General features: G+C 37.9%; 6 protein-coding genes. 2 read left to right on the top strand and 4 right to left on the bottom strand.

Annotation, left to right across the window (positions count from 1 at the left end; all coding sequences use genetic code 11):
* Window positions 1-847: 847 nt before the first annotated feature.
* From G327_RS25275 to G327_RS0120860, 4 genes are all read right to left on the bottom strand, one after another.
* On the bottom strand, window positions 848-1261 hold the full coding sequence (locus G327_RS25275) for a hypothetical protein (protein WP_019616754.1): 414 nt from the start codon (window positions 1259-1261) through the stop codon (window positions 848-850).
* Window positions 1262-1499: 238 nt separating this feature from the next.
* Window positions 1500-1790, bottom strand: a complete 291-nt coding sequence (locus tag G327_RS0120875) for a hypothetical protein (protein ID WP_019616753.1) — start codon at window positions 1788-1790, stop codon at window positions 1500-1502.
* A 758-nt stretch (window positions 1791-2548) separates the two neighbouring features.
* Window positions 2549-3031, bottom strand: a complete 483-nt coding sequence (locus tag G327_RS0120865) for a hypothetical protein (protein ID WP_019616751.1) — start codon at window positions 3029-3031, stop codon at window positions 2549-2551.
* Window positions 3021-3794 (bottom strand): winged helix-turn-helix domain-containing protein, encoded by a 774-nt coding sequence (locus G327_RS0120860; protein ID WP_019616750.1) that lies wholly within the window; start codon window positions 3792-3794, stop codon window positions 3021-3023. The genes G327_RS0120865 and G327_RS0120860 overlap by 11 nt, the downstream gene beginning before the upstream one ends.
* 720 nt (window positions 3795-4514) lie before the next feature.
* Here G327_RS0120860 and G327_RS26285 point away from each other — a divergent pair.
* Window positions 4515-5828, top strand: coding sequence for a carbohydrate porin (locus G327_RS26285; RefSeq protein WP_019616749.1), 1314 nt, complete (start codon window positions 4515-4517; stop codon window positions 5826-5828).
* A 48-nt stretch (window positions 5829-5876) separates the two neighbouring features.
* Entirely contained in the window at window positions 5877-8039 is a 2163-nt protein-coding gene (locus G327_RS0120850) for a glycoside hydrolase family 1 protein (RefSeq protein ID WP_019616748.1), read from the top strand.
* Window positions 8040-8139 lie beyond the last annotated feature (100 nt).

Here is an 8139-nt window from a genome sequence, read left to right as displayed (position 1 = left end):
GTAACCCCAGCTCACCCCAGCAAAATTTCCCCCTAACCCGTGACGGCGTCGTCGGCTCTAAATCTGTCGTCAACGTCAACGCGGGTATCAGTTTATGAATTACTGAGGGGAAATTAGGCTATTAACATTGCTAAGAATAGGTGACTCGGCTAAAACTCATAATCGTCAGGTCCCCAGTTCAAGTCTGGGAGGGGCCACCATATTATTGATAAGGCGCATGGAGAAATCCAAGCGCCTTTTTCATATCTAGACTTTACTGTTTTCCATCCTGTCCATATCCGGTAATCAATCCTGTAGCTTTCCCATTTAATTGCTAAGCAACATTCCACCAATCATATTTCTCAGCACTAAATCATTATTTTAAATCAGCATTGATATATACCTGCAGATCATTACCAATTCAGAGCAGAGCGTAACTAGTCCATGCCTCCATCATGATTAGCGCTAATCTAACTCAGATGCAATTCAGCGCCATTCTAGCCTGAGATAAATTCCTCTAGGTAATTACTCATATCCTTCTGTTACAGAGTCGCTCAGCAAGCAGTTACATAGCCTCAGATAATAAAATAAACAGGATTAGTACAGTCGTATTTAAATCAGCTTAAATTCTAAGTGTAAGACCGGCGGAGGACTGGCCCGACGACACCGTAGATGAAATCAGTTAAATGTTAAAGCTGGGAAGTTAGGTCTGGTGGCAGCTGCTAGGTCAATGTGATGCTATCGACCCAGCGTTCTAGAGGTTATGGGTAAGTTATTAGGATTGGCCTGTCAAATAACTTTAACTATTATTTCTTAAGTATTGGTCAAGATGCTTAACTAGATGCCTAATTTTTATATAAAGGTCAGGCTATTCACCGCAGGTTGAATTAAAACAGGCATAATCACTCTTTAACTGCTCTTTCAACCATTTGATAGCTTCAGACTTGTTATTGAAGTCTTTTATATTTTGTGATTTGATAGATGGAACCAAACTATTGATAATACCCAAAGTAGCAGATGACTTTATCACTATTGCTTTAGCCGCCATATTTTGATTATTTAACCACTTATTATATTTTTCAAATTCCTCATACGCTTCAGGAGTGCCACCTAATAATTCTAAATTATTAACTAAAATAGAAAAGATATTACCGTTGAAACCTTCTATGACATTTTTCACATCTTGAGTAAACTTGAACACTCCATATTCATTAAAAGCACCTGTAAATTTAAGTACAATGATGTTTCCATTGACTACAATACTATGTTCTCCATGCTCCATTGATATATACCCATTTTTTAAATAATAGGCTCTATTCCAGAGTAGTATTGGTGACTTTATTGTATCCTCCTAACACCTTGTAAATATTGAGACTGCAGTAGCTTTTAAGTTTTTATAATAGATTGTAATTTAAGATATTACAGTGGCGACAACAATTAACTGGAATAGAGTCAAATAATAACAGTGTATAAAGTGACCCTAATTAAACTAAAGACCACTTTATAATTATTTATTAAGCTTACATAATCCAATCATAGGTATGAGCGGCAGTTAATGGATGTTCATTTAATGTTATTGTCGCCTTACCATCTACGTTACCTTGCGAAAGCCAGTCATAAGAATTATTTACAGTCGCTAGACGTTCTTTCAATGTGATTGTTTCAGTATTAACCGTTTTACCACATGTAGTAACTACTGTATTTGAACCGGCCATTGCACCATCGATGTAGCAAGGTGCTGATGGAGTTCCGCCTGTCGCTAATGCTGAAGTACTAAACGAAATTACACATAAGATTGTTAATTGTTTCATAATGTTCCTATCAATTTCTAATTAATGTTAATCATGAGCTTTGAAGGCACCGGGTGAGACTGACTTCTCGATATCCAGCGCCCTTGTCCATTGGCAGCAGCATAGCCTAGTGCTCCATATGTAGGCTCATCCACCAACGGCAACACAGTACCAACGCTAATCCAAAATAATTAAAAATCACTACCAGCACTAATTAAAAGTTATTAAAAATATTTTAATAATCTTTTGCATGACCTTTTAGCTTTTAATTTCCGTACTTGTTAGTGTCATAGACTATTCAGCATTAGAGGCGTAAATTTTTCCCCTATGCCAATTGGTACAAAAGGCTCTGCCATAAATTGCTTATAAGCACCTAAATTCGATGAGAGGGAATTCACGAACTCAATTGCGATTACGATTGCCGCTAGGATGCGGCTTAGTCTTTTGCAGGGAGGGTAATGAGCAAGATAGGCAACAGCCTGAATGAAGCGGTCATGATTAAGTTATCAAGCAATATAGGACAGACTATTATAACCTTTACGATTGAAAAATTATTCCTTCGCTCTACGCCCCCGCTCAACACTATAAAATCAAAACACAGTGAATACTGTAAACTCAATTATCAGTCCAGCTGCTGTCGCAAAAAAAGACTCATGGTTCTATTGATCGCACAGACAGTTAACAGGTTTTTATGGCGGTTGTTATTACGAGTGAATCTAAAAATTAAGACTGCTATGGATAATATAACGACAGGGTAATTACTATCTCAGCAAGGGGATCTAGCTAGATGGTTCTCGATTCAGCGTTATTACTGTTAAAACCCCACTGGTTCTCTCGAGGTAGTACAACTTTGAACCGAATGAAGATAACTGGGGCAGCTTGCTAATCTTTACCTTACTTAGTCGTACATCATTTGGAAATTTAAAATTATATGTATCAAGACTATGGTGGGTTGGTACTGCACCTTCCATACGTATTTCTCTCTCTACTTGGTCAAATATTCCAAAATAATAACCACCGTGTTTCATTTGTATTTGACCAGACTCCGATGTGAAATAGTGATTACTTGAAACAAACTTTTTACCTACAATAACCTTTCCTGTTTTTGTATATAGCAACTCATTAGCTAAAGGATTGACCAGCATGCCATGAAAAGTTCCCTGATAGAGCACTTTGTCATCAGAAAAAGAATAACCAAAGACCCCGCCTATAAGTAAAGCCCCTATTCCAAACACAACAGTGAATAACTTATTATTTATCATTAAGTATATACCTCTCCATACTAACTAATAATCCTTTTTGTATACTTATAGGGCGGATTATATTTACACTGAAAGCATCCCTGTCAGGGGAAACAAAAACATAAGAATGGTACTCTTCATTTGATAAGATAAAAATGTCTAACTGCGATATGCTTTTATTTTTCAGTGCCGTGAGAACATCTTGTTTCAGCTGTAATTTTTCAGAGGTAACAAGTTTTTTTTGTAAGTGAATTATCGCCGTTAATTCATTTTTATTACTTTTATAAATTTCAGTGAAGTCTTCTTTTTTTGTAAAGAGACTATCTATTTCACTTGGAACTATTAGCCATCCAACAATTGCTCCAATACAAAAAAGTATGCTCAAAGCAACAATAAATTTAGATTTTAACGGCTTTATTGTTTGTTGTGGAGTCTCTCTTTGGGGGCTAATCTCGCTAAAAGAAATACTATCTCCGGTAATCATGTAACCTTTTCTAGCAATTGTCTTTAGTACCTTTTGCTTTTTGCCATCATCACCAAGCGCTACTCGTAAATTAAAAATAGATTGAGTGAGACTGGCTTCTGATACGACTTTGCCTGCCCAAGCTTTTTTGAAGAGCGTTTCGCGATCCACTGGTGTATCAATACTGTTCAAAAGGATTTCTAATACCGTAAAATCACCAATACCTAATTTGTATTTTTTATCATCGATGATAACAGCTGATTCTGAAGGTAATAATTGCCTTCCATTAACTAAAATGACCTTGTCAGAAATATTTTTCAAAGAGAAGTCTCATACAGCTAAAAAAAATAAGAGTAGCATTATAACGAACTACATTTGAAGTTTTAATTGATGTCGGTGTTTATCGCCTTTGTCTTAGTATCAAATATAACCAAGCCCCATATTTTATATCTAAACCAACTATCGAAATAAAATAGCCTCGCCACTAAAAATTTTTATAGCTAAAGTTTCACTATCGTCCTCAAAAGTTCTTAGCTATAGAAATAGCACTTTTTCCTTTTAAATACCCTGCAAAGGGTTTGGATGCAGAGTAAAAAAACGACTTTTAAATCGTAAATATCATAACCTCCTTCATACATCGCTCCATAACTTAATTATCACCTACTTCATCCTCACTGCTTTATATCCTGGTCAGCGCTCTCTCTGCATTTAGGCAGTTATAGGTAATCTATGTCGATCTTTTTTGTTCCAATTTAACATGACGCCTAAATTTCAATCTATCAGACACAAAACATATAACATTGATAAATAAAGAAATTAACAAGTTACCCTCCATAAAAAGATGTTATTAAAATATTTTTAATAACTTTTGATTGGTCTTGGTGCAATGCCGGCAGTATCGTTTTTTCAAGATTTGGTACCTGTAGAATTTCCTACAGTCTTCAAAACTTATGATTAACATTAATTTAATAACGATGCTGGCCTATCAATAACGATGCGTTTCTAGCCAGTGTTATAAATACTTTTTAAAGGAATAAGAATGTGAATAAAATTATCAAATTGACCGCTTTATCAGCAGTAATCCTTTTGGCTTCACCTTCGGCAATGGCCAATTTTGAATATAGCGGCTACCTTCGTGCAGGTGTATCGACAACCAGCTCTGGTGGTGAACAGTTTTGTTTTGGTGACGGGGGAGCAGGCTATTATGCAGGCAGGCTTGGTAATGAATGTGATAGCTATGCTGAATTAGGTTTAAGTAAGAATTTTGAAAATGAAAAAGGCCAAGTTTTTGCAGCAAATACCATGTTATCAGTGAAGACAGACCAGGGCGCACAAGCTAACGATTATCAATCTCTATCTGAGCCAATACTTAGCGTTCCTCAGAACGGAGCAGCCGAAATAGCATTAAGACAACTTAACGTTACTGCAACAGGATTTATAGCGCCTCTACCAGAAGCTACTCTATGGGCAGGTAAACGTTATTATAAACGAAAACAAGTCGAAGCAATGGATTTGTATTATTTGAATAATTCAGGATATGGAGCCGGCATTGAAAATATCAATGTTAGCATTGGGGATTTATCATTAGCCTATGTGAATGTTCAAAGAGAGCAAATCAGTGGAAAAAATAACGTATTTGGTGAACGCTCTGTTCAAAATAACATTTTTGATTTGCGTTTAGATGGAGTTAGCGCTTTTGCTGAGCAAAAGTTAGATATCGCACTAGTTTACAGTCAAACCGATCCAACAGCTCTTCAAGAAGAAAATAACGAAGCTGACGACGCAGGGTTCTTATTTACAACAGAGCTGTATGGCTCGCTTTTTGATTTCGACAATCGTTTAGTTCTGCAGTTTGCTAACGATGCTTTAGCTGATGCTGGTTTTGGAAACCAGTCAGGCTTGCAGCCTGAAACCGCTGCATGGTGGGAAGGTTCTCTTGAGTCCTCTTGGCGTATTATCGATTTTGGTACGTATGCAGTCACTGAACAAATCAATTTAGATTATGTCGGTTATTACGCTCAGGGTAAAACGATAACCTCTGATGTTCCTGAGACAAAACCTTCTCAATGGAGTGTAATTTTAACGCCGAGTTACAAATGGGATGATAACAATCAAACTAAACTAGAATTGGCATCGACCTCTTATACCCCTTCTTTCCAAAAATCGTCACTGGATTTACAAAAAATCATGCTGGCTCATGATTTGTCTTTAGATATTGGTTTAACAGAGAAACTAACAATACGCGCTTACACAGGAGCATTCTTTGGTAAACAAGCAGAGCAAGTTCGCACAGGTGATCGAGCTGGCGAAGATAATAACATCCGTTTTGGCGTTCAAGCCCTTGCTGCTTGGTAAAAAATTAATGCCGTTTTCTAAACGGCATTACTCATTGAGGTAAAGTAAATGAATAAAAAATTAACATTAGTATGCACTATTCTATCTGCTCTTCTTATAGGATGTAATGGTGACAGAGGTAGTCAAAACCTCTCCGATGAGCGTCGGGTTGACGTTAACAGAAGTGTTGATCTCAAATTTCCTGATGGTTTTTTATGGGGTGGAGCAACAGCGTCTTTTCAAGTAGAAGGCACCCACCCTTATTTTGAAAACGATAATGCCGAGGCGGACATTATTACTGGATATTTGGACGGTAAATCTCGTTCAAAATGGGACGTTCTAACAGAAGGTCCAGTGAACGGAGGTCTAAATCTGACCTACGGTGAACGAGCTTACACAATCATCGATCAATACCACCGCTTTGAATCTGATTTTGATATTTTGGAGGATTTAAATCTCAACGCCTATCGCTTTTCTGTGGCCTGGACACGTATCGTTCCTAACGACGGTGCTCCTATGCCTTTAAATGCAATTGAAGCCTGGGGTCAATTACCTTCAAAAGCTTTAGTGGATGGTGCATCTGCCGGAAGTCCTGTCGCACTTGGGGCTTTACAGCAATATGAAAGTAATTTTGATAGAACACCATTTGAAGGTTTATTTAACCGTTTACCTGATGACACATATTCAACTATAGCAGCGGCTATTCGCAATGCGAACGCAAAAGTGGGTGATGTTGTACCTGTTGTTTTGACCAACGGAAAGTTTACATATGCAGCGGCTGTTGACGACCCAACTAATGATGACGCTTCCGCCCCACCAAATTATATTTTACAAGCAGGGTATTACCCTTTGAATTACAAAGGAATACGCCATTATAAAGAAATGATTGATTCATTAGTTTCCAGAGGAATAACACCGGTGGTTACTATGTACCATTGGGACATGCCGCTGTCTTTGTGGGCATTTACCTTTAGGTCATGGAGCTCGCGTTCTACGATTGAGTACTTTGAAAATTACGCTGAAGTTTTATTAACCGAATATGGACAACAGGTAGGTTCTTGGATCACAGTTAATGAACCATTTTCAGACGCATGTGTTAGTGATGGTGTAATCGGTGGAGTTGTCACTGGAGTATTCTCTGCTGAATTTTTAGCAACCTTTAACGATAAGGTCGGTTTTAATATCGATATATTAGGAACATGCGTACCACAATTACATAACATTTATACGGGTCATGCCCGAATTAAAAAGATGTATGAGGAAATGAAAAATGGAGTGTTTACGAGTAAAGTTACAGAGCAAACTGTTTCAATTCCATCTACCTCTAGACTGGGAATCGTAGTAGGCGCCGGCGTTGGCAAACCTGTAACCAATGAACCTTTAGATCGTAAAGCGACTGAAATGTACGATAGAGCATGGGCAGGTATGTGGCTCACTCCTTTTGCTCATAAAAGTGCGCCAGCTCATTCAAGCTATAACGATTTGCCTTTTTTCCGCACTGACACATACCAATATGATCAGTGGGCTGTAGAGTACTTTAGACAATATGGTTCTTATCTAATAAAAGAAGATTGTGAAGCAGATTTATCTCCCGCGGCTTGTGCCGGCACAGTTGCCAGGGCTGATGTTATAGATGATTGGAAACTAATGGCCGAAGTTAGTATGGATTTTATTGGTACCAATTATTATCGACGACCTGAAGTTCACATGATTCCACCAGATCAACAAAATCATAAACCTGACGACAGTTGGTATGATAAAAATTCTTTTTCGCGGGAAGTTGGTCTCACTCTTAACGGCTCAGAAGCAATAACCAGTGCCAACGGCCGTTTTGACCCAAGTGGTTTGTATGAAGGATTACAGCATTTACAGCACGAATTCCCTGATGCTGAAATTATGATCACTGAAACTGGAGCCAGTTACGAAAGAGCTTTTGATGGCACAAATCAAGAATCCCTTTCCGATTCTAATGAAATCGACGATTTCTTTAGAATAAGGTTTACAGAGGGCATGGTTGAAACGGCTTGGAAAGCGCAAAATGATGGGATTAAGCTGATAGGTATGATGCCATGGTCAACATTTGATAATTTTGAATGGACTTCAGCTACGAAAAGCCGCTTTGGTTTAATTCATATAGATTATGACTCTCCAGATTTAGATCGCGTATACAAAGACAGCGCTATTTGGTACCAAGGCGTAGCTGCTTTTAATGGTCTGCAGGCTAAATTTTAAACCATATACCCCGCTTACTTTGTGTAAGCGGGCCACCATAATAATAGATTATTGAGCTGTGCCTTCTGTAAATAATTGTGTGTAACTATGGTTTTAAATG

The organism is Psychromonas ossibalaenae ATCC BAA-1528, assembly GCF_000381745.1.
GTDB classification, from domain to species: Bacteria; Pseudomonadota; Gammaproteobacteria; order Enterobacterales; family Psychromonadaceae; genus Psychromonas; species Psychromonas ossibalaenae.
This window is presented reverse-complemented; position numbering and strand designations above follow the sequence as displayed.